Below are 734 nucleotides of genomic sequence, written 5' to 3'. Positions count from 1 at the left end.
GGTCGGCCCCAGCCGCGTGCGGGGGGCGTCGCGGCTTCGGGCGCGCGGACACCGCCGGGGCCGCCGATCTCGGCCTCGGGGCTACCCGCGCGCCCGTGGATCACCGGTCGAGCTTCGCGATTGCCGCGTCGATGAGCGGCTCGTAGCGCTCGATGACCCACGGCACCGTGAGCGGGTTGATCATGGAGGAGGCGGTCACGAAGGGCTGCTCCGTCGGGGCCACGACGGAGCCGCGCTCGACCGCGGGAATCGCGCGGTACAGGGGCTGCGCTTCCGTCTCGCTTCGGTTTGCCTCGTCCGAGTAGAAGGTGAACAGCAGGTCCGAGTCGCTGAGTGTATCCGCGTTCTCCAGCCCGATCACGGCGGAGTCGGTGCCCTCGGTTTCGGGCAGGGTCGCCACGATCGGGTCCACCGTGAGGCCGAGGCCGCTGGCCATCGCCACGCGCTGCTCCTCGGCGAAGAAGACGCCGAGCGTGCCCGGGCCCGTGTTGTAGACATAGGAGAAGGTCACCCCGGCGTACTCGGGGTGCGCCGCGGCGGCATCGGCGAAGCGGCCGTCGATCTCCTCGATCAGCTCCGTGGCCGCATCGGCCTTGCCGAGCGCCGTGCCGATGAGCGTCATCTGGTCCTGCCAGGTGATCGTCCAGGGCTTTTCCTCGTAGGCGACCGTCGGCGCGATGTCGGTCAGCACGTCGAACTGCTCCTGGGTGAGCCCGGACCAGGGTGCCAGAATC

At 70.3% G+C, this 734-nt stretch carries 1 protein-coding gene; it reads right to left on the bottom strand.

Annotated features, from left to right (window positions below; genetic code table 11):
- Window positions 1-100 precede the first annotated feature (100 nt).
- Window positions 101-734 (bottom strand): ABC transporter substrate-binding protein (locus tag OOT08_RS10005; RefSeq protein ID WP_325092508.1); only part of this gene is annotated, 634 nt, incomplete at its 5' end.

This window comes from Leucobacter sp. M11, assembly GCF_035726885.1.
Classification (GTDB): Bacteria; Actinomycetota; Actinomycetes; order Actinomycetales; family Microbacteriaceae; genus JAPFRB01.
Note: the sequence above shows the minus strand (reverse complement) of the source record. Positions and strands in the feature narration are given on the sequence as shown.